Consider the following 20081-nt stretch of genomic DNA (forward strand, 5'->3'; position numbering starts at 1 on the left):
CATGCAAAGAGCAAGTCTCGCGCCAAATGGGGAAGTCCGCCGATACTGCACCGGCGAAGATGGTTACCTGTAAATTAATTCGACGATATCGAGCTCCTCCAGGAGCGCGAGGCGGGCTCGTTCGACGGTGCCGACCAGGGCCGGATCGCCGATCATGCCGGGGTCGATCGTCTCGGGCCAATGCTGCTCGACCACCCCTGCGATGCGATCGAGCTTCGCGCCGTCGACCAGGAAGCGGGGATCGACCCTGATCGGATCGGCGACGACACGCAGCCGCAGGCAGGCGGGGCCGCCGCCATTGGCCATCGACTGACGGACGTCGACCACCTCCAGATGCCGGATCGGACCGTTGCCCGCGACCAGCGCCTGCAGCCAGCGCCATACCGCGTGATTGTCGCGTGCTTCCTGCGGCAGGATCAGCGCCATGCCGCCGCCGGGCAAGGTGACCAGCTGAGCATTGAACAGGTAGGAGGACACGGCATCGGCAAGGCTGACGTGCGCGGCAGGTACTTCGATGATCTCCACCTTGGGCAGCGCCGCGCGCAGATCGGCGTAGAGCGACTGCGGGTTGGCGAACGCCTGTTCGTGCGCGAACAGCACGCGTTCGTTGGCGACCGCCACCACGTCGTTGTGGAACGCACCGGCGGCGATCGCCACCTCGGACTGCGCCGCATACAAGGTATAGGCCGGATCGAGCCGGTGCCGCCGCGCAACGGCCGCGCTTGCCTCGCGATGCTGTCGTGCGGGGTAGGGGCCGCCCGACACGCCGTAGACGAAGATCTCCACGCCCGGCTGGTCGTGCGCAGCGCAGAGCCGCATGTGATTGGCGGCGCCCTCGTCACCGAACGGGGCGGGGACGGGGCCATGCACCGCGAACACCGGGTCGGCGAAGGCCAGCCGCAATTGCGCCAGCGTCTCCGGCCATTCGTGGCTGCGATGCGGCATGGTGACGAGGTTGGCGACGCTCAGGTGGCAGCGCCCGTCCGCACTGTCGGGCGCGGGAGAGACCGTCGCCGCGTTCGCCGCCCACATGGCGGATGCCGACATGGCCTGCGCCTGCAGGTGGGCCGGGGCTTCGGCATAGGTGGTGGCAAGGCGCTCCAGCCAAAGATGATCGGGCCGCGCATGCGGCAACAGGATGCCCTGCGTCAGGCCGAGCGCGATGTTGGCGCGCATCTTGGCGATACCCTCCAGCGCCGCAGCGCGCGGCTGCGACACCCGGCCGGCGTTGCCGGTCGCGGCGAGGTTCCCGGGGCTGAGGCCGGCATAATTGTGGCTCGGACCGATCAGGCCGTCGAAGTTGATCTCGGTCAGCATGTCAGAAGCGCGCGACATGCAGGACCGCATCGCCCGGCCGTACGTCGATCACGTCGGCGCACTGGCCGTCGATCGCGATCCCGCCGGCATCCTGCCGTACCTCGCCATAGGCGCAGCGGAACTCGGCCAGCATGCCGGTCGCGACCAGCGCCTTGGCACCCCCCTGGCCACCGACCGCGGCGACCGGCGCCGGTGCCGCGTCGCGGATCGAGCGGACTTGCCCGGTGCGTGCCGTCATCGTCGGGCCGCCGTCGAAGATGTCGATGTAATTCTCGAACGCGAATCCTTCATTCTCCAGCATGCGCATCGCCGCACGGCCGCTTGGATGCGGTAAGCCGATCGCGGCCCGCGCCGTCTCGCTCAGCATGGCGGTGTAGATCGGGTGCTTGGGAAAAAGATCGGCGATGAACTGGTGCCCGTGGATGGCGTTGAAATGATCGGCGTCCTGGAAGTTCATGCCGAAGAAGCGGCCGGCCAGGCCGTCCCAGAACGGCGATCCGCCCGCTTCGTCGATCACGCCACGCAGTTCGGCGAGGATCCGCTCGGCGAAGCGCGCGCGGTGCTGGGCGATGAACAGGTAGCGGCTGCGCGCGAGCAGCATGCCCAGACCTCCGGCGCGCTCGCCCGGGTGGAGGAACAGCCCGCCGACCTCGCTGCAGCCTTCGAGATCGGTCGAGAGCGAAAGCATGTCGGCCCGGAACGTCCGGCCGAGTTCCTTGCTGTGCTGCGTCAGCGTGCCGATGCGGTAGCTGTAGAAGGGGTAACGCTGCCCGACATGGGTGAACAATTGGCAGGTGCCGCGGACCTCATTTGTCTCGCTATTCTCGAGCACCAGCACGAACAATTCGTCAACGATCTGCCCATCGGCGGCGTCGCGGGCGAACGCCTCGTGGCTGCGCTCGAGCTTGGCCTTGAGCGAGGTGCGATCCGCCGGCAGGTTGGTGAAGCCGCCGCCGGTCAGCTTGGCCATTTCGTACAGCGCCTGCAGGTCGCCATCGCGCGCAGCACGGATCCGGAACGTCACAGGCCACCTCGTGTTGCGATCCGCGCGATTGTCAGGGCGGAGAGCGCGGCGCGCTCGCCCAGACTATCGGGGATCAGATATTCGTCGCTGGAATGGATCGCGCCGCCGCGGGCGCCCATCGTATCGACGACGGGGACGCCGCAGGCCGCGATATTGTTGCCGTCGCACACCCCGCCGGTATGTTGCCAGGCGATCGGCAGGCCGAGGTCCGCGCCGCTGGCGTGCACGAGGTCGAACAATCGTGCCGCTCCGGCATCGATCGGCTTCGGCGGCCGGTTGAAGCCGCCATGCACCGAGACATGCACGTCATGTTCGGCAGCGACCATCGCCACGGCGCTGTCGATCTGTGCTTGGGCCCGGGCGATGTCGTCCTGCGTCGCCGGGCGGAAGTTGACGCGGAGCACGGCAAGATCGGGCACGACGTTGTTCGGCCCGCCGCCCTCGATCCGCGCGGGATTGACGGCAAGGCGAGGGCCGCGCGCCTTGTTGAGCCGCAGCGCGATATCGGCCGCGGCAACCACCGCGTTGCGCCCATCCTCGGGATTGCGCCCGGCATGCGCGGCACGGCCACGCACCACGATCGAGAAATTGCCGGTGCCGCCGCGCGCGCCTGCCAGCGTGCCATCGGGCAACGCCGGCTCATAGGTGAGCGCCGCCGCCTTGCCGCGTGCCGCCGCGGCGATCAGGGCAGCGGAGGAGAAGGAGCCGGTTTCCTCGTCGGAATTGATCACCACCTCATAGCCGATTCGGGCGGCGAGCGGCGATGCCTCGATCGCGGTCAAGGCGGCCAGCATGATGGCGAGCCCGCTTTTCATGTCGGCGACGCCGGGCCCATTGAGCGTGCCATCTGGGCGCCAGGTCAGCGTCTGGAACGGATGATCGACCGGGTAGACGGTGTCCATGTGCCCGGTGAACAGCATCTGCAGCGGTGCGCCAGGCCGGACGGCGAGATGCAGGTGCTGGCCGTGCTCGACCTCGGAGACGCTGCCGTCTGCCGCCACGCTTTCGGCTGGTGCGGCTGCGACCAACTCAAGCGCTCCCGGCAGGATCGAGAAGGCGGCTGTCAGCCGTTCCGCTATTTGGGCGAGGCCGGCCAGGTTGCGCGTGCCGGAATTGATTGCCGCCCAATCCTCCACCTGCGCCAGCATCGGCTGGGCGCGGGCGGTGTTCAGGATGTCGTGTTCGGTGGGGGAGAGGCCGGTCATCGGGGGAGCCTAGCCGGTCGGGGGGTGTCGCTCCACCCCCTCCGGGATCGTCGCGGGGGCGCTTGGTATGATCGAGCCTTATGTCGGGCTTCTAGAGCATGATGACGTCAGGTTAATGGGTGAGGTGAGTCCCCTTGGTTATCTAGCTCCAGTTCCCCGGCGGAGGCCGGGGTCCAGTAGTAGCGGCGGAAATGATCGAGCGCAGCGCGCGTCTCGTCTGTGCCGCTACTGGACCCCGGCCGTCGCCGGGGTACTGGTTAGCGCAGGCGATCACGTAAAGTGGACGCGTGCTAGAAGCTATACACCAGGGACGCGCGGCTGGTGGTGTCGGTGCCGACCCGTCCGACCGGGGGCATGCTCTCATATTGCACCGTGTAAGACAGTTTGGCGGCGAGCGGGCCGATGAGCTTGGCGTTGAGCGCGGTGGTGCCAGACAGGGTGCTGTTGAACTGCTGCACATAGGCCGAGGCATCCTGGCTGAACGTCACCGAGCGCGACAGCTTCCAGTCGAAATCGAGCGAGCCGCGCGCCGCCACGCTGCTTTCGATCGTGGCATCGGTGAAGTCGGTGCGGCGAAACGCGGGCCCGAGTTCCAGATCGAGCGTGACCGCCGGCCCCTTGATCGCGTTGTAGCCGGCGCCGATCGAGGCCGAGTAGCGATCGTAATAGCCGAGGAAGCGGTCGCTTTCATATTGCGCCGCGCCGTATAGGTAGCCGCGCCGGCCGAACTTGAAATTGGGTTCGTAGGCGGCGAGATAATGCTCGCGGCTGGCCAGCCCCAGGCTCTCCTGATAATCCGCCGCCGCGCGCAGCTTATGGCGCCAGCGCAGCGATTCCCGCGTCAGGTTCACCGCGCCGCTGACGCCGATATTCTCGGTATTGCCGGTCGACACATAGCCGCCCAGTTCGGCATTGCCGGTCCACAGATCGAACGGGCCGGCATCGCGCAGCTTGGCCTCGCGCACCGCCTCGCGCTCGGCGCGCCAATTGTTGGCCACCACGCTGATCGCGTCCGCGCTGTCGGGGGCAGCACCGCGCGCATATTTCTCGATGATCGCCACCTCGGACGGGTTGCCCGAGGCGATGGCGGCATCCAGCATCGCGCGCACCGCTGGCGGTATGTCCGTGTTGCCGAGCAACAATGGGGCCAGCAGCGGTAGCAGGACGATGAAGGGCGCACGCATGCGGCATCGATAGCGCGGCGGGCAGGACGGCGTAACTGCCAATTGTCCGATATATCGCGCAAGCGGCTCGTCTGGTCGCTGCATCCTCCTACCGCGGCGGCAGATGATCGGCGAACGCGGCCAGCACCTGTTGGTAGAGATCGCGCTTGAACGGCACGATCACGCCCGGGAGGTCCGCCGGGTCGATCCAGGACCAGGCCCGAAATTCCTGATGCTTGGTCGTGATGTCGATATCCGCATCGTCGCCGAGGAAGCGGTAGAGGAACCAGCGTTGCGCCTGGCCGCGATACTTGCCCTTCCAGACCTTGCCGATCATGTCCTCGGGCAGGTCGTAATATAGCTCCTGCGGGGCGACCGCGAGCAAGGCGACCTTGTCGGGGGGGATCCCGGTCTCCTCGCCCAGTTCGCGGATCGCGGCGGTCTCGGCATCCTCGCCATCGTCGATCCCGCCCTGCGGCATCTGCCACGCCTCCAGCGTGGTATCGATGCGCTGCCCGACGAACACCTTGCCCTGGGCGTTGAGCAACATGATGCCGGCGCAGGGGCGATAGGGGAGGTTGGCGTGGTTCATGTTCTTATCCTTCGAACTTCATATGGGTTCCCCCGCGGAAACGGGGGTCCAGGGCGACAAGCGCCACGTTTGCGGCTTCGGGCTCCCGCTTTCGCGGGAGTACTTAGGCGATGCTCAAGCTGCGGCCTGGGCCATGACCCGCTCGCCTTCCGCCTCCGTGACGAGTGCCTTCAGCGCGGCAAAGGCGCCGGCGACGTCGCCGCTGGACGAGGGGATCGCCTGGCGGAGCGTGATGAAGCCGTGGATGTTCCCCTTGGCCTCACGAAAAACCACTGCCACGCCGGCATTGGTCAGCCCGGCCGCATAGGCGCGGCCCTGATCGCGGAGCGGATCGAGGCCGGCGGTGATCACCACAGCGGGCGGCAGTCCGGCCAAGTCACCACGTAAGGGCGAGGAGCGTATATGTTCTGCTTCGGCCGCATAGGCCGCACCGAACCAGTTCATGCTCGCGCGCGTCAGTAGATAACCGTCGGAAAACTCTGCAAAGGAAGGATATTCGGCGCTGCTGTCGGTGGCGGGATAGAAGACCAGTTGCGCGATCACCGGCACCCGGGCCGGCGCATCGCGCAACGCCATCGCGGTGACGATCGCCAGATTGCCCCCGGCACTGTCGCCGCACACGATCAGGCTGGTCACCGCGCGGCCGAGCGCCGCCGGGCTGTCGGCGATCCAGCGCGTCGCTGCCTCGCAATCGTCGGGGGCGGCGGGCCAGGGGGCCTCGGGCGCGAGGCGATAATCAATCGAGATCACCGGCAGATCGAGCGCTCGTGCTATCGCCGCGCAGAAGCTGGCATGGGTCGCGACATTGCCGATCACGAAGCCGCCGCCATGGTAGAAGGCGACCGCCGGCCCGGGTGCGCGATTGGCGCGGGCATCGAACAACGTGGCGGGGATGTCTCCGGCCGGGCCGGGGATGACGAGGTCGAGCCTGGCCCCCAGATCACCGATCGGCGGATCGGCGATATCCTTCATCGCCAGATATTGCGCCCGCGCCGTCGCCGGATCCATCTCGTGCATCCTGGGCCCCGGCATATTGTTGAGAAAGCCGAGGAAGGCCTTGGTATCGGGACGGATATAGGGATCGGTCATGCACTGCTCTCCTGTGCGCAGCGAGTGGCGCGGCGGCTCGTCGATGATTAGGTAAGCGGCATGATCGCGATCGTCCACCACCCCGATTATGTCGCACCCGCGCCGCCGCGCAGCACCTATCAATGGAACAAGAACGGCCTGATCCGCGATCTGCTGCGCGCCGAGAATGTCGACTGGTTCACGCCCGAGCCGACGCCGGTCGCGTGGCTGGAGGCGGTGCACGACCCCGCTTATGTCGCCGAGGTGCTGGAGGCGCGCGTGCCGCCGGAGAAGGAACGCCGGATCGGGTTTGCGGTAACGCCGCAGGTCGCGCGTCGGTCGCGGGTGGTGCCCGGCGGCACCTGGCTTGCCGCGCGGCTGGCGCTGGAGCGGGGGTTTGCCGTCAATAGCGCCGGCGGCAGTCATCATGCGCTGGCCGATACGGGGGCGGGCTTTTGCGTGTTCAACGATCTGGCGGTGGCGGCGGTGCAGCTGGCGGCGGAGGGTATCCGCACGCTGATCGTCGATTGCGACGTGCATCAGGGTGATGGCACCGCCGCGCTCACCGCCGGTCACCCGACGATCGCCACCTATTCGATCCATGCCGAGAAGAACTTCCCCGTGCGCAAGGCACGCTCGACGCTGGACGTGCCGCTGCCGGACAAGATGGGCGATGCGGCGTATCTGGAGAGGCTGGAGACCACGCTGGTGCCGTTGCTCGACGACTTCGCGCCGGACCTCATCCTGTACCAGTCGGGGGTCGATCCCTATGAGGGCGATCGGCTGGGTCGGCTCGCGCTGACCCTGGGCGGGCTGGAGCGCCGGGAGCGACTGATCGCGCGGCTGGCGATCGAGCGTGCCCTGCCGCTCGCGAGCACGGTTGGCGGCGGCTATGGTGCCGACGCGATGGAGGTGGCGGGGCGGCATGTGCGCAGCATGCTGACCTTGGGGCAGGCATTCGCCGCCCGCGGCTGATCGCGATGGCAGGAACAAGTCCGCCGTCATGCGTTGTGCGCCCGTCGACTGAGGCGCGACGTGTAGGATGGAGATGATGCGTGATGCCGGAACCGACCCTGCTCTGGCTGCGCCGTGATCTTCGCCTGTGGGATCAGGCCGCGCTGATCGCCGCCGCGGCGGTAGGGCCGGTTATCCCGGTCTATATCCTGGACGACGAGACGCCCGGCGAGCGCAGGATGGGTGGGGCGTCGCGCTGGTGGCTGCATCACAGCCTGGCCTCGCTCGATCTCGCGCTTCGGATCAAGGGCTCGCGGCTGATCCTGCGGCGCGGGGTGGCGGCTGACGTGCTGGCCGCGCTGGCGGCGGAGACGGGGAGCAAGCGGGTGCATTGCCTGCGGCACTACGAACCGTGGTGGCGCGAGGCCGAACAGGCGGTGGCCAGCACGCTCGATCTGGTGTGCCATGACGGCAATTATCTGGCGCCGCCGGGCACGATCACCACCGGGTCGGGGCAGCCGTACAAGATCTACACGCCGTTCTGGCGCGCGCTGAGCGAGCATATGCCGCCGCCGCCGCCCGCCGCGGCGCCCGAGCGCATTGCCGCGCCGACGCACTGGCCGAAAAGCGACGCGCTCGACGACTGGACCCTGCTGCCGACCAAGCCCAATTGGGCGACCGGTTTTGCCGAGGAATGGACGCCGGGCGAGGAGGGCGCGCAGGAGCGGCTCGCCAACTTCCACGACCATGCCGGCGCGTACGATGCCGGCCGCAACCTGCCGTCCGACGAACTGACGTCGCGGCTGTCGCCACACCTTCATTTCGGGGAGATTTCGCCGGCGACGGTATGGCATCACGTGACCAAGGCCAGAGGCGAAACGACGACCTACCTCAAGGAGATCGCCTGGCGCGATTATGCCCAGAACGTCATCCTACAATATCCGGATTACGCGGGGCAGAACGGGCGCCCCAACCTCGATCGCCTCGCCTGGCGTAGCGGGCCGGAGGCGGATGCCGACCTGCGGGCGTGGCAGCAAGGGCGCACGGGCTATCCGATCGTCGATGCCGGGATGCGGCAATTGTGGGCCAGCGGCTGGATGCACAATCGCGTGCGGATGATCACCGCTTCCTTCCTAATCAAGCATTTGCTGATCGACTGGCGGACCGGCGAGCAATGGTTCTGGGATTGCCTGTGCTGTGCGGATTACGGATCGAACACGGTCAATTGGCAATGGACCGCGGGCACGGGGATCGATGCCAACATGTTCTCGCGCATCATGGCGCCGCTTACGCAATCGGTGAAGTTCGATGCCGCGGGCTATATCCGCGCGTGGGTGCCCGAGCTGGCGGCGCTCGGCGACGACGCGATCCACGATCCGGACGCCTTCGGCGGTCGCCCGGCCAGCTATCCGGCGAAGATCATTGGGCACCGCGAGGGGCGGGAGCGAGCATTGGCGGCGTTGGCGCGGACGCGGTGAAAATCGCTTTTCGTCGGCGGAGCCTCGGTGCAAGAGGCCGCCGATGAACGCGATCACACCCAATCGAGGGCGCCGCTTTGGGGCCGGGCCGGGCAGGCGCCCGGCACGCAAGGGTGACTGGCTGCTCAACCGCTTCAACCGGCTGTTCCACCGCATCCTCGACCGTATCGATGCCGGTCTGCAGAGTGGCTCGATCGCGGCGACTTTGCCCGACGGCACGCACCGTCTGCTTGGCGGCCGCGCGCCGGGGCCGGCGGTGGTGGTCGACATGCCCAGCTGGCGCGCGATCGTGCGGCTGGTGACCGGCGGTTCGGCCGGATGGTACCGCGCCTGGGCCGATGGCGACTGGTCTAGCCCCGATCCGGTGCCGTTGTTCGACCTGTTCATGCGCAACGCCGTGTCGCTGGGCGAAACGGCGCGGGCAGGGGGCTTCAAGCGCCTGGTCGGGCGGATCACGCACTGGCTGCGCCGCAACCACAAGGAAGGCGCTCGGCGCAACATCGAGTTCCATTATGATTTAGGCAATGATTTCTACGCCTTGTGGCTGGATTCGAGCATGACGTATTCAAGCGCTATGTTCACCGCGCCCGAACAGTCGCTCGAGGATGCGCAGACGGTCAAGCTGAAGGCGATGCTCGACCGGACGGCAACATCGGCCGGTGACACGATCCTGGAGATCGGCAGCGGCTGGGGATCGTTTGCCGAGCTCGCCGCGCGCGCTAGGCGCAAGGTACACGGCATTACGCTGTCGGCGGAGCAGAAAGCGGCGGTCGATGCGCGCATGGCGGCGGCCGGGCTGGATGACGTGACGGTGTCGCTCACCGATTATCGCGACGTCGGCGGGCAGTATGACGCGGTCGTCAGCATCGAAATGGTCGAGGCGGTGGGGCAGCGATATTGGCCGGCCTATCTGCAGGCGGTGGCCGGGGCGCTGAAGCCGGGCGGGCGTGCGGCGATCCAGTATATCCTGATCGACGATGCGATCTTCGAATCCTATGCGCGCAATATAGATTTCATCCAGCGTTACGTGTTTCCGGGGGGCATGCTGCTGTCGGAGAGCCGCTTCCGCGCATTGGCGGAGCAGCATGGGCTGAGCTGGCAGGATCGCGTGACGTTCGGGCAGGATTATGCCGAGACGTTGCGGCGCTGGCGGGTGGCGTTCGATGCGGCGGTGGAGGCTGGAAAGCTGCCGCCCGAGTTCGACGCGCACTTCGTGTCGCTGTGGCGCTATTACCTGATGTATTGCGAGGGCGGGTTCAGAGGTGGTGGGATCGATGTCGCGCAAGTGACTTTGGTGAAAGCTTAATCCTCCCCGGAACGGGGAGGGGGACCGGCGCAGCTGGTGGAGGGGGTGGGCCGGCAGCGGCAGCGCTTGGGGAGAGCACCCTCCGTCGCGCTATGCGCGCCACCTCCCCGTGCCGGGGAGGAGTTAGACGCGTTCGAAATGGCCGGTGGGGAAGTCTTCCTGCACCAGCGTGACGATGCGGTCGGCGACGATGGCCGGTTCCTTGACCGATGCCGGATCCTCGCCAGGATAGGCCCGTTCACGCATCTTGGTGCGTGTTGCGCCGGGATCCAGGATGGCGGTGCGGATGTTGCTAATCCGCTCCATCTCCTCGCCATAGGCCGCGACCAGCACCTCGAACGCTGCCTTGGAGGCGCCGTACAGGCCCCAATAGGCGCGCGGGGTGCGCCCGACGCTGGAGGTGATGCCGATGACCCTTGCGCGTGCCGATTTGCGCAGCATCGGATCGAACGCCGCGATCAACGCCGCCTGTGCGCTGACATTGAGCGTCAGCACCTGCGCCAATTCCTTGGCGTCGATCGCGGGCACCGGTGTCAGGCTGCCGAGCATCCCGGCGTTCAGCACCATGATGTCGAGTTGCGGCCAGCGTTCACCGATGGCGAGGCCCAGTCGGGCGATGCTGTCGGTCTCGGTCAAATCGAGCGGTGCGATCGTGGCCGATCCACCGGCGTCGAAGATCGCGGATTCGACCTCCTCGAGGCCCTTGGCCGTGCGCGCGGTGAGCACCACGTGGGCGCCGGCGGCAGCAAGTGCCTTGGCGGTCGCCGCGCCGATCCCGCGGCTGGCGCCGGTGACGAGCGCGATCTGGTTGGCGAGGGGGAGGTCGGTCATCGGGAGTCCTATATGCGACCGTCATCCTGAACTCGTTTCAGGATCCAGGCGCGGTCGGCTACTCCACGGACACCGTCATTGAGGCTCCGACCGCGCATGGATGCTGAAACGAGTTCAGCATGACGCCTATTTCGATTAGCTGACCCGTTCGGCCAGCAGCGCGAACTGGTCGATCTGCACCACATCGTCCTGGTCGGTCAGCGTGGTGGGATAATCGCCGGTGAAGCAGGCATCGCAGTGGCTCGGCCAGATCGCGTTGCGCTGCGGCTCGCCCAGAGCCTTGTACAGTCCGTCGATCGAGACGAACGCCAGGCTGTCGGCCTGGATGTACGTGTTCATCTCGTCGATGTTCATGTTCGCGGCGAGCAGCTTGCCGCGCTCCGGCGTGTCGACGCCGTAGAAGCAGCTATGCCGGGTCGGCGGGCTGGCGATGCGCATGTGCACCTCGGCCGCGCCGGCATCGCGCATCATCTGCACAATCTTCAGGCTGGTCGTGCCGCGCACGATCGAATCGTCGATCAGCACGATCTTCTTGCCCTTGATCAGCGCGCGATTGGCGTTGTGCTTGAGCTTGACGCCAAGATGGCGGACCTCGCTCGACGGCTGGATGAAGGTGCGGCCGACATAATGCGATCGGATGATGCCGAGTTCGAACGGAATGCCCGATTGCTGGGCATAGCCGAGTGCCGCCGGCGTTCCCGAATCGGGCACCGGGATCACCAGGTCGGCATCGACCGGGCTTTCGATCGCCAGTTGCGCGCCGATCGCCTTGCGCACGGTGTAGACGCTGCGATCGTCCGAGATCGAATCCGGGCGCGAGAAATAGACATACTCGAAGATGCACGGGCGGGGTGCCGCATTGCCGAACGGGCGGTGCGAGGTGACCTCGCTGCCCTTGACGATGACCAGCTCGCCCGGATCGATCGAGCGGACGAACTCGGCGCCGCAGACGTCGAGCGCGACCGTTTCCGAGGCGAAGATCACCGCGTCGCCGAGCTTGCCCATCACCAGCGGCCGGATGCCGAGCGGATCGCGGCAGGCGATCATGCCTTCGGGCGTCATCACGATAAGCGAATAGGCGCCCTCGACCTGCTTGAGCGCATCGATGAACTTGTCGACGACCGTCCGGTAATGGCTGGTCGCCACCAGATGGATGATCGTCTCGGTATCCGAGGTCGACTGGAAGATCGAACCGCGCCGCACGAGATCGCGGCGGATGCGCAGCGCGTTCGAGATGTTGCCGTTATGCGCGATGGCGAAACCGCCGCTAGCCAGTTCGGCGTATAGCGGCTGCACGTTGCGCAGCGCCGTCTCGCCGGTGGTCGAATAGCGCACATGGCCGCAAGCGACGTTGCCGCGCAGCGCGAAGATGATCTCGTCACGGTCGAAATTGCCCGCGACATGGCCCATCGCACGATGCGTGTGGAAATCGTGCCCGTCGAAGCTGGTGATGCCGGCGGCTTCCTGGCCACGATGCTGCAAAGCGTGCAGCCCGAGCGCGACGAGCGCGGCAGCGCCCTCGCTGCCGGAAACGCCGAAGACGCCGCACTCTTCGTGCAGCTTGTCCCCGTCTGCGGGGACGTCGAATGGACTGGTTGTCAGCATGGCGCCCTTAGCGGGGTGAATAGCGTCGAAGCGCATATAGGGATGCAATCCAGGTTTGTCGCGCTTTTGTAAGATATGCCGGAGCGAACTGTCGCATCGGCGGTTTTTGGTGTCTGCCAAGGAGGTGATGTGCATGGCCAAGGATCACGGACCGACCGTCAAGGACGACAAATTGTATGAGGATTTGCTGCGCGATGGCGCCTCCAAGGGCAAGGCGGCGCGAATCGCCAATGCCAAGGCCGCGGGAACGCTGGACCATCGCAGCAGCGAGCTGGAAGATCGCAGCAAGGCCGATCTGCTGAAGGAAGCGCGGGAGATCGGCGTTGCCGGCAGGTCCAAGATGGACAAGGCCGCATTGGTGAAGGCGATCCGAATGGGGTGACCTTGCTGTTCCCCTCGCTGGAAGGGAGGGGAGAAGGAAGTGACGGCCCCAGCCAACCGCGCTAAACCGCCGCCATGACCGACCCGCGCGATACCGGCCTGGTGCTGAACCCCAAGTATGACGCCAGCGGCCTGATCACCGCCGTCGTCACCGATCGCCGCTCGGGCGAGGTGCTGATGCTGGCGCACATGAATGCCGAGGCACTCGCTGCGACGCGCGCGACGCGCGAGGCGCATTTCTGGTCGCGCAGCCGGGGCCGGCTGTGGAAGAAGGGCGAGAGCTCGGGCAACGTGCTCCACGTCGTCGACCTGCGGATCGATTGCGATCAGGACGCGGTGTGGCTGATCGTGGATGCCGATGGCCCGGCCTGCCATACCGGGCAGCGCAGTTGCTTCTTCCGCCGGATCGAGGGCGATGCGTTGAGCCCGGTCGCATGAGGATACTGCTGGGGCTGCTGCTGCTGGCGGCGTGCTCCGAGCAGCCTCAGGCGGCAAATACGGTCACGGACGCGCCATCCTCTGATCTCGAGGCGGCGGCGATCCAGGCCGGCGTCATCCCCGATCCGAACCATAGCGACGTTGCCGGCCTGTATGAACGCGAGACGGATCGCCTGTGCGTGGTGCCGCGTGGCGACAGCTACCGCATCGGCCTGGTGGTCGATTATGGCGAGCAGCATTGTGGCGGCAGCGGGGTCGTCACGCAGGATGGCGAGCGGCTGGGCGTGACGTTTCCGGCGGTCAGCGGCTGCAGCTTCGATGCGCGGTTCGAAGGCGATCGCATCGTCTTCCCGGGCCAGGTGCCGGATGCCTGCGCCGCCTTGTGCGACGGCCGCGCCTCGATCGCCGGGCTGCGCGTCGATCGGCTGAGCGACAGCGTGTCGGAGGCATCGAGCTTGCGCGACGCGAACGGCAGGATGTTGTGCGGCGGCAATTGACGTTCACGTAAAGCTGACTACATGGGAGCCATGTCGACCGCTGGCTATGCTCCCGCTTATGTCGTCGTCCCGCCCGGTGACGATCGTGACCATTTCTCCATCTCCGATCTCTCGGCCGAATTCGGCGTCACGGCACGGGCATTGCGCTTCTACGAAGACGAGGGGCTGATCGCGCCGGAGCGGCGTGGGACGACGCGGATCTATTCCTATCGCGACCGTGCGCGGCTCGCCTGGATCCTGCGTGGCAAGCGCGTAGGCTTTTCGCTGACCGAGATCCGCGAGATGATCGACCTGTACGATCTGGGCGACGGTCGCCGCTCGCAGCGTGCCGTCACGATCGAACGGTGCCGCGACCGCGTGGCGCTGCTCGAAGCGCAGAAGCGCGATCTGGACGCGGCGATCGCCGAGCTGAACGACTTCATTTCCGTCATCGACCAATAAGAACCATCCCAAGGAACCACCATGCCCCAGTTCACGCCGCCCGTCCGCGACACGCGCTTCATCCTCGATCACGTCGTGGGGCTCGATCGTTATGCAAACCTGCCCGGCTTCCAGAATGCCACGCCCGACGTCGTCGATGCGGTGCTGGAGGAAGGCGGCAAGTTCGTCGCCGAAGTGCTGTTCCCGCTCAACTATTCGGGCGACCAGGAAGGCTGCAAGCGCCATGACGATGGCAGCGTGACGACGCCGGCGGGCTTCAAGGAAGCCTATAACGCGTTCGTCGAATCCGGCTGGGGCACGCTCAGCGCGCCTGAGGAATTCGGCGGGCAGGGCATGCCACACGTCGTCTCGACCGCGTTCCAGGAATATATGATCTCCGCCAACATGGCGTTCGCGATGTATCCCGGCCTGTCGCACGGCGCGATTGCCGCGCTCCTAGTCAAGGGCACGGACGAGCAGAAGACCAAATACGTCCCCAACATGGTCAGCGGCAAATGGGGCGGGACGATGAACCTGACCGAGCCGCAGTGCGGCACCGACCTCGGCCTGATCCGCACCCGCGCCGAGCCGCAGGCCGATGGCTCCTATGCGATCACCGGCACCAAGATCTTCATCTCGAGCGGTGAGCATGACCTGACCGAGAACATCATCCACCTGGTGCTCGCCAAGACGCCGGGGGCGCCGGAAAGCTCGAAGGGCATCTCGCTGTTCGTCGTGCCGAAGTTCATGGTCGAGGACGATGGGTCGCTGGGCGCGCGCAACGCCGTCACCTGCGGCTCGATCGAGCACAAGATGGGCATCCATGCCAATTCGACCTGCGTGATGAACTATGACGGGGCGACCGGCTGGCTGGTCGGCGAGGAGATGAAGGGCCTGGCCGCGATGTTCATCATGATGAACGCGGCCCGTCTGGGCGTTGGCCTGCAGGGCCTCGGCATTGCCGAAGTCGCTTACCAGAATGCCGTGCAATATGCGCATGATCGCCGTCAGGGCCGGTCACTGACCGGTGCCAAGGAGCCGAACGAGAAGGCCGATACGTTGTTCGTCCACCCGGACGTGCGCCGCATGCTGATGGAATCCAAGGCGATGACCGAGGGCCTGCGTGCGCTATGCATGTGGGGGGCACTGCAGGCCGATCTCGAGCATGCCGCGACCAGCGAGGAGGAGCGGCAGCTAGCCGGTGACCTGCTCGGACTGCTGACCCCGGTTATCAAGGGCTACGGCACCGACAAGGGCTATGAGATCGCCACCAATGCGCAGCAGGTATATGGCGGCCATGGCTATATCGCCGAATGGGGCATGGAGCAGTATGTCCGCGATGCCCGCATCGCGATGATCTACGAGGGCACCAACGGCGTGCAGGCGATGGATCTGGTCGGCCGCAAGCTCGCCTTGAACGGCGGTCGTGCGGTGCAGGCCTTCTTCAAGGTCGTGGCGGAGGATGTCGCCGCTGCCAAGGCCGTGCCGGAGACCGCGGTGTTCGCCGAGCAGCTGGAAAAGGCCAATGGCCAGCTCCAGGCGGCGACGATGTGGTTCATGCAGAACGGCATGCAGAACCCCGACAATGTCGGCGCCGGCGCGTACAGCTATATGCAGATCATGGGGCTGGTCGCGACCGGCCTGATGTGGCTGCGCATGGCGAGTGCGGCGGTCAAGCTGAAGGCGGCAGGCGAGGGCGATCCCGCATTCCTCGACGCCAAGCTGGTCACCGCGCGCTTCTTTGCGGAGCGTATCCTGCCGGATGCGGGCTCGCTGCGTCGCAAGATCGAGGGTGGCAGCGAGGCATTGATGGCGCTGCCGGTGGAGATGTTCCAGGCGGCCTGAGAGTAAAATAGGATAACCTCACTTTCCGTTCGTGCGGAGTGGAGGGCGAGTAAGTCAGAGGGCGTATCGAGGGATCGTAGCGGAGCGCACGCCGCATGTCCTTCGATACGCCCTCTCGATACGCGCTTCGCGCTACTCGATGGCTACTCAGGACGAACGGGGGTGAGGCCCTTTCAATTTGAACTCAACGGTTATCCGGCACCGGCGTCGCTACTGGGCGTGGCGTGGGCGCCGGCTTCGGCGGCATGGCGGTCATCTCGACGCGTCGCCGCACACCGGTCAGCCCGCCCGCGTCCGGCTTGGCTGGCGCGGTGCCGACCGGCACGGCGATGCCGGTGCCGGGTAGGGTCTCCAGCTTGAACGTCTCGGTCTGGCGTGCGGCGGGCAGCATCTGCAATTTCATGCACTGGGTCTTGTCGGGGCGCTTCAGCTGCACGCAGTTCCACAGCGCCTTGTCATAGCCGCGTGCCCGGTCGCGCAGATAGCTGAACGTCAGCGACGCGATCTGCGTGGGCTGTAGCGGCAGAGTGCTCGGCGTCTTGGCCTTGTCGAGCCAGCCCATGAACTTGCAATAATCCCGGACGCCACACGTCCGCGCCGCCAGGAGCGAAAAGAGGTCGGCAGGCATGTCGGGATCGAGCGTGACGAGGAAGCTGTTATTGTCTGTCGCTAAGGCCGGCGGCAACCCTCCGGCCGTGACCGTCGCGTCGTCGGCCAGCGTATCCGCTTCGCCCAGCCCGGCAGCCAGGCGATGGGCCTCCGAGTAGAAGGCGAGCGCCGGGATCACCGGCTCGCTCGAGGATACGGTTCGGCGGAAGGCGGGCGGGGTGCCCCACCAGCCGGTCCAGCGGAAGAACAGATGGGTGCGTACACGCGCGACCTTGTCCAGGCTCGACTGCCAATACGGCACCACCCAGTCGGTATGATAATGCGTCGAATAGCCGACCGCCTTGAAGACGCTGCCGGTCAGCGCCAGCGTCGCCGTTTCGCGCGCGCGCAGCCACGCGGCGTCGGACCAGGCATGACGGACGAGCGCGCCGTCGCAGGTGAAGGTGAACTGGCAGCCGGTCGAGCGTTCCGACCCCTGGAACACCACGCCGCAGATCGTCTTCGGGAAGGCGGGATGCCGCGTGCGATTGATGATCACTTGGCCGACCGAGCGCTGTCCCAACGTGTCGTCGCCGGCCTCGTAGAGCATCGCCACCGCCATGCAGTCGATCGCGCGTGCGCGGTCATCCGGGGTGCCCGACAGGATGAAGGGCCGTGCCGCCGGGTTGGGATCGGTCGAGAACGGCACCGTTTCGTTGAAGCTACGTGCGTCCGCGGGCGCCAGATCCTGATATTTGAGCGGCTCCACTGCGGGCAATTCCGCCTGCGGGACGACGCGCTGCGGCGCGCGAACGACGGCATGCCGCCTGGGCGGCAGCGGCGGGGCAAACGTCACGATCAGCGCAGGAACGGCCACGGCGAGCAGTGCGACGACGATCAGCAGGATGCGGAGAATCCGCGCCTCGCGCATCGGGGCGGACACGGCAGGCGCCGCCGCGGGAGTCGGGGACATGAGCACGATGCTTCAGCGCGGTCGGAAAATCAGCGGAAAACGGTACATTCGGGCTCCTGCCACAACGGGCGACGGCCCTTACCCCAGAATGCCGCAAAGTAAAAACGGGACGCGGCCCCCAGGCCACGTCCCGTAAGTGGACTCAGCTAATGAGCCGCGGCATCAGCTCTCCGGCAGGAAATCCGGTACCGAGAGGTAACGCTCGCCAGTATCGTAGTTGAAGCCGAGCACGCGCACGTCATCGGGCAAATCGGGCAGTTTCTGCAAGATGGCGGCCAGCGTCGCACCGGAACTGATGCCGACCAGCATGCCTTCCTCGGTCGCGGCACGGCGCGCCATGTCCTTGGCCACGACGGCATCGACCTGGATCGAGCCGTCGATCGACTGGGTGTGCAGGTTGGCGGGCACGAAGCCTGCGCCAATGCCCTGGATCGGGTGTGGCCCGGGCTGTCCGCCCGAGATGACCGGAGAAGCGGCGGGTTCCACCGCATAGACCTTGAGGTTCGGCCAGACCTTCTTCAGCGTTTCGGCGACGGCAGTGATATGGCCGCCGGTGCCTACCCCGGTGATGATCACGTCGATCGGCGTCTCGGCGAAGTCGGTCAGGATCTCCTGCGCGGTGGTGCGCACGTGCACGTCGATATTGGCGGGATTCTCGAATTGCTGCGGCATCCAGCTGTTGGGCGTCAGCTCGATCAATTCCAGCGCCCGCTCGATCGCGCCCTTCATGCCCTTCTCACGCGGCGTGAGATCGAACGTCGCGCCATAGGCAAGCATCAGGCGGCGGCGCTCGATCGACATGCTTTCGGGCATGACGAGGATGAGCTTGTAGCCCTTGACGGCCGCGACCATCGCCAGGCCGACACCGGTATTGCCCGAGGTCGGCTCGATGATCGTGCCGCCGGGCCGCAGGTCGCCGGACCGTTCCGCCGCCTCGATCATGGCAAGCGCGACGCGATCCTTGATCGAGGCGCCGGGATTGGAGCGCTCGGACTTGATCCACACTTCGGTACCCGGGAACAGCCGTTGCATGCGGATGTGCGGGGTGTTGCCGATCGTATCGAGGATCGTGTTGGCCTTCATGATACTGCCTCCATCTCTTTGTCCGCGGCATCCTGCCGGGTGGTCGGGGGATCGAACGTCTTGGCGCGCCTGATGCTCGGGAACAGATAGGTCCACAGGATGGTCACTACAATCGCGCCGCCGCCGCCGACCAGCACCGCGCCGACCGGGCCCAGCATCGAAGCGAGGAAGCCCGATTCGGCCTCGCCCAGTTCGTTGGAGGCCGAAATCGTCAGCTGCGAGACCGCGCCGACGCGACCGCGCATCTCGTCCGGCGTGTAGAGCTGGATCAGCGACTGGCGGATATAGACCGAGAACATGTCCGCACCACCCGCGACCGCCAGCGCGCCGACGGCGACCGGGAAGTCGTAGGCCGGGATGATGATGTGCGCGACGCCGAACAGCACCGTGGCGCTGCCGTAGATCAGCACCGACACGAGCATCTTCGGCCCGACATTGGTCTTGAGCGGCCGGATCGAGAAGAAGATCGCGATCAATGCCGCGCCCGCCGCCGGTGCCGCCGCCAGCCAGCTGAGGCCCGCCGCGCCGACCTTGAAGATGTCGTTGGCGTAGATCGGCAGCAAGGCATTGGTGCCGGCGAGGAACACGGCGAACAGGTCGAGCGTGATCGTGCCGAGCACCAGCTTGTTCTGGCCGACATATTTCAGGCCGTCGATGATCTGCTTGATCGGGCGCGCGGTGGAGCGCGGCGGCTGCGCCACCTTGCCGATCAGCAGCAGGCAGGCGAGCGCGATGCCGAACAAGGCGACGGCCAGCCAATAGGCGCCCGAATGCGTCGCCGTGTGCGCGTAGGCAAAGCCGCCCAGCGCCGGCCCGATGATCGTGCCGACCTGCCACGAGATCGACGACAACGCGATTGCGGTCGGCAGCACTTCCCGCGGCACCAGATTGGGGGCCAATGCGCCGAACGCCGGCCCGGCAAAGGCGCGCGCCAGCCCGAGTAGCACCGCGACCGAGAACAAGACGGGGAGCGAGATCCACCCTTCATAGGTGGCGATCGCTAGGATCAACGCGCAGGTTAACTGCATGGCGACGGTGATCCGCGCGATCCAGCGGCGATCGAAGCGGTCCGCGACATAGCCGGTGATCGGCGTGCTGAGGAACAGCGGCAGGAATTGCAGCAGGCCGATCAGCCCGAGCTGTGCGGCGGCCTGCGGCACCGTCATCGTTTCGCGTGCGATCGTGTAGACCTGCCACCCGACGACGATGATCATCGCGTTCTGCGCGATCGTCATGGTGAAGCGCGCGACCCAATAGGCGCGGAAATTGGCGATGCGGAGCGGGTGGGGGGCGGTGTCCATCGCTACCGGCTT

General features: G+C 66.3%; 19 protein-coding genes. 8 read left to right on the top strand and 11 right to left on the bottom strand.

The genetic code is table 11. From position 1 onward, the window contains the following. Positions 1-63: 63 nt before the first annotated feature. From NV382_RS02405 to NV382_RS02430, 6 genes are all read right to left on the bottom strand, one after another. On the bottom strand, positions 64-1317 hold the full coding sequence (locus tag NV382_RS02405) for an N-succinylarginine dihydrolase (protein ID WP_260600278.1): 1254 nt from the start codon (positions 1315-1317) through the stop codon (positions 64-66). A gap of 1 nt (position 1318) precedes the next feature. Continuing rightward, on the bottom strand, positions 1319-2341 hold the full coding sequence (locus NV382_RS02410) for an arginine N-succinyltransferase (protein WP_260598957.1): 1023 nt from the start codon (positions 2339-2341) through the stop codon (positions 1319-1321). Further along, positions 2338-3546, bottom strand: a complete 1209-nt coding sequence (locus tag NV382_RS02415; RefSeq protein WP_260598958.1) for a hydrolase — start codon at positions 3544-3546, stop codon at positions 2338-2340. The genes NV382_RS02410 and NV382_RS02415 overlap by 4 nt, the downstream gene beginning before the upstream one ends. Before the next feature lie 290 nt (positions 3547-3836). Next, a complete protein-coding gene (locus tag NV382_RS02420) occupies positions 3837-4730 on the bottom strand; it encodes a DUF481 domain-containing protein (RefSeq protein ID WP_260598959.1) in 894 nt (297 codons plus the stop codon). Positions 4731-4818: 88 nt separating this feature from the next. After that, a complete protein-coding gene (locus tag NV382_RS02425) occupies positions 4819-5301 on the bottom strand; it encodes an RNA pyrophosphohydrolase (protein ID WP_260598960.1) in 483 nt (160 codons plus the stop codon). Positions 5302-5415: 114 nt separating this feature from the next. Beyond that, positions 5416-6390, bottom strand: a complete 975-nt coding sequence (locus NV382_RS02430) for an alpha/beta hydrolase (RefSeq protein WP_260598961.1) — start codon at positions 6388-6390, stop codon at positions 5416-5418. 60 nt (positions 6391-6450) lie between these two features. On the opposite strand from NV382_RS02430, the gene NV382_RS02435 reads away from it, so the two are divergent. The 3 genes from NV382_RS02435 to NV382_RS02445 all read left to right on the top strand — a co-directional run bounded on the left by NV382_RS02435 (position 6451) and on the right by NV382_RS02445 (position 10107). Next, on the top strand, positions 6451-7344 hold the full coding sequence (locus NV382_RS02435) for a histone deacetylase family protein (protein ID WP_260598962.1): 894 nt from the start codon (positions 6451-6453) through the stop codon (positions 7342-7344). Positions 7345-7427: 83 nt separating this feature from the next. Next, the gene (locus NV382_RS02440; protein ID WP_260598963.1) at positions 7428-8801 is read left to right on the top strand and encodes a cryptochrome/photolyase family protein; all 1374 of its coding nucleotides are present in this window, start codon (positions 7428-7430) and stop codon (positions 8799-8801) included. Between the two features lie 43 nt (positions 8802-8844). Further along, complete coding sequence (locus NV382_RS02445) at positions 8845-10107, top strand: SAM-dependent methyltransferase (protein ID WP_260598964.1); 1263 nt, start codon at positions 8845-8847, stop codon at positions 10105-10107. 123 nt (positions 10108-10230) lie between these two features. Here the strand turns inward: NV382_RS02445 and NV382_RS02450 are convergent, their stop codons facing one another. Both NV382_RS02450 and purF read right to left on the bottom strand, forming a co-directional pair. Continuing rightward, positions 10231-10938 carry an SDR family NAD(P)-dependent oxidoreductase gene (locus tag NV382_RS02450; protein ID WP_260598965.1) on the bottom strand — a complete coding sequence of 236 codons (708 nt, stop codon included), beginning with the start codon at positions 10936-10938 and terminating at the stop codon, positions 10231-10233. A gap of 135 nt (positions 10939-11073) precedes the next feature. Continuing rightward, positions 11074-12543, bottom strand: a complete 1470-nt coding sequence (purF, locus tag NV382_RS02455; RefSeq protein ID WP_260600279.1) for an amidophosphoribosyltransferase — start codon at positions 12541-12543, stop codon at positions 11074-11076. A 133-nt stretch (positions 12544-12676) separates the two neighbouring features. Here purF and NV382_RS02460 point away from each other — a divergent pair, with 133 nt between their 5' ends. From NV382_RS02460 to NV382_RS02480, 5 genes are all read left to right on the top strand, one after another. Then, positions 12677-12925, top strand: a complete 249-nt coding sequence (locus NV382_RS02460; RefSeq protein ID WP_260598966.1) for a DUF7218 family protein — start codon at positions 12677-12679, stop codon at positions 12923-12925. 74 nt (positions 12926-12999) lie between these two features. Continuing rightward, the gene (gene hisI / locus NV382_RS02465) at positions 13000-13362 is read left to right on the top strand and encodes a phosphoribosyl-AMP cyclohydrolase (RefSeq protein WP_260598967.1); all 363 of its coding nucleotides are present in this window, start codon (positions 13000-13002) and stop codon (positions 13360-13362) included. After that, complete coding sequence (locus NV382_RS02470) at positions 13359-13859, top strand: hypothetical protein (RefSeq protein ID WP_260598968.1); 501 nt, start codon at positions 13359-13361, stop codon at positions 13857-13859. The genes hisI and NV382_RS02470 overlap by 4 nt, the downstream gene beginning before the upstream one ends. A gap of 21 nt (positions 13860-13880) precedes the next feature. Then, positions 13881-14300 (top strand): MerR family transcriptional regulator, encoded by a 420-nt coding sequence (locus NV382_RS02475; protein WP_418066746.1) that lies wholly within the window; start codon positions 13881-13883, stop codon positions 14298-14300. A gap of 21 nt (positions 14301-14321) precedes the next feature. Further along, positions 14322-16124 carry an acyl-CoA dehydrogenase C-terminal domain-containing protein gene (locus NV382_RS02480; RefSeq protein WP_260598969.1) on the top strand — a complete coding sequence of 601 codons (1803 nt, stop codon included), beginning with the start codon at positions 14322-14324 and terminating at the stop codon, positions 16122-16124. Between the two features lie 184 nt (positions 16125-16308). On the opposite strand, the gene NV382_RS02485 is transcribed toward NV382_RS02480, so the two are convergent. From NV382_RS02485 to NV382_RS02495, 3 genes are all read right to left on the bottom strand, one after another. Then, positions 16309-17685, bottom strand: a complete 1377-nt coding sequence (locus NV382_RS02485; RefSeq protein WP_260598970.1) for a cell wall hydrolase — start codon at positions 17683-17685, stop codon at positions 16309-16311. 162 nt (positions 17686-17847) lie between these two features. Continuing rightward, positions 17848-18768 (bottom strand): cysteine synthase A, encoded by a 921-nt coding sequence (gene cysK, locus NV382_RS02490; RefSeq protein ID WP_260598971.1) that lies wholly within the window; start codon positions 18766-18768, stop codon positions 17848-17850. After that, a complete protein-coding gene (locus NV382_RS02495) occupies positions 18765-20069 on the bottom strand; it encodes an MFS transporter (RefSeq protein ID WP_260598972.1) in 1305 nt (434 codons plus the stop codon). Before NV382_RS02495 ends, cysK begins: the two co-directional genes overlap by 4 nt. Positions 20070-20081: the final 12 nt, after the last annotated feature.

It is taken from the genome of Sphingomonas endolithica, from assembly GCF_025231525.1.
In the GTDB taxonomy this organism is placed as follows: domain Bacteria; phylum Pseudomonadota; class Alphaproteobacteria; order Sphingomonadales; family Sphingomonadaceae; genus Sphingomonas; species Sphingomonas endolithica.